At 57.9% G+C, this 1659-nt stretch carries 2 protein-coding genes; both read right to left on the bottom strand.

The window, feature by feature from the left end; translation table 11 throughout:
• Window positions 1-143 precede the first annotated feature (143 nt).
• Window positions 144-632: a hypothetical protein gene (locus Q0176_RS10835; protein ID WP_299302821.1), complete on the bottom strand. Its 489-nt coding sequence runs from the start codon at window positions 630-632 to the stop codon at window positions 144-146.
• A gap of 62 nt (window positions 633-694) precedes the next feature.
• Entirely contained in the window at window positions 695-1372 is a 678-nt protein-coding gene (locus Q0176_RS10830; protein WP_299302824.1) for an SH3 domain-containing protein, read from the bottom strand.
• Window positions 1373-1659: the final 287 nt, after the last annotated feature.

The raw sequence follows: 1659 nt of genomic DNA, 5'->3' as shown, positions 1-1659 counted from the left end.
CCTTGCCAAACTGCGCGGCGATTGCCGCACCCGCCAGCGTCAGGACCGCCAGCACGGCGCCCGCACAGAAGACGCAAATAGGCTTCTTCATCGATTCATCCCTCCATAAATTTTTTGTCTGCCTTGCAGCGGAACCGTCGGAATCATTCGCCCTTCGGGAGGCTCAAAGACTTCTCCATTCGAGCGATGAGGGGGCGGAACCTTGCATCCTCGTCCTTCGGCCAGCTGAGAATGAAGGAGGCCCAGGCCTCCTCGTTGACGACGGCGTACTCGTAAACGACGCGCTCCGCGCCGTCCTTGCCGCTGTTCCCATAAACGAGGCGATACCAGCCCTTTTCGCTTTCCTGGACGGAGACATGGGCGACGTTCTCCAACCGTGACTTCAGCCTCGATTCCCCGTCGTCCCCCAGCACGTTCCAGCCGCCGGACAGCGTGAGTTCGTACTTCCCGTCCTTCGAGGAAAGCCACACGCCGTCGCCGTTCTCCGGCTTGCCAGCCTCCTCGAAGATGTCGGGATGCTCCACGGAATAGCCAAAACGTTCGTTGACGTACTCCGTCCACCTCTCGGCAGGCGCCGCAGCGCAGAGCACGGGGAACAGCAGCAAAGCGCACAACACAAAAATTTTTCTCACCAATGTCTCCTCCCGTTCAAAAATTGGCATGTCCCCACGCCGCTGCGAGTCGATCGGATATTTCAATCCATGGCCCGTTCATAAGTCATGGCCGCGACACGCCCATTCCCGACCTCAAACGTCAAAAACTCGAGGGTCGGCAGCTCGTAAGACCAATTCGCATCCGTCTTGTCGCCGGGATTGCCCAGGACCTCAACAAGTTTCTTCCCCGGGTCCCCGATGCGGATCTCGCCGAACGGCATCGTGCCCTCGCGGACCCTCACGCTTGTAAGATACCCCCCAAGATAATGGGCCTCATGAGTGGGGTAGATCAGAGTCTCATCCCAGAGTTTCTCCCCGGCCATCTCGATGTACACTTTCTTCTTCGTCTCTTTTTGGGGCTTGCCGAAGAGGGCGCGCGCCCTCTCGGGTGTGTAGCCAAAGCTCCGCGAGATACGGATTGCGGTGGAAACCGCGGCATAAACCGACGGCGTCCTCTCCGATTCCTCCAGGTACTCCTCGGCATATTCTCCAAAAAGCCAGCCCGTTCCCTTCGCGGCTGAAAGCTCCACCTCATACCAGACCGAGCCGTCCACAGACGTCTCCCCGAGGGCGATGAACCTGTCCCCCACGTCCGCCTTGTCCAGGATATCCGACGTCCTGTCGGGCTCGGCACGAATCCTTACGCTGGAGCCGGTACACTGGAGGATCGTAGGATATGCTCCTTCGCCGCAGGTTGCGCCCGCCAGGACCCATACCATCAAGACGACAACGAATCCAAAGGTTCTCTTTCCATTTCTCACAAAAGTCCCTGCCATCCTTTCCACAGCCGATTGCCGTCGGCACTTCCCCACCGCACTTCATCCGTTCCTTCCTCGTCGGATGCCTCTGCATGCCGACGATATCCGTCCCACAGGATACAGGAGAGTTTCGGAAATTGCGAGCCTCACAGAGGGGTGGTCTTAGGGTGGTTTTTTAGGGACCTTACTTGGAGGGAAAAACTATAGCAATCTGCATGGTGGAATTCAAAAGGAAGGAGTATAAGGAA

It is taken from the genome of uncultured Fretibacterium sp. (assembly GCF_938040765.1).
GTDB lineage: Bacteria > Synergistota > Synergistia > Synergistales > Aminobacteriaceae > CAJPSE01.
This window is presented reverse-complemented; position numbering and strand designations above follow the sequence as displayed.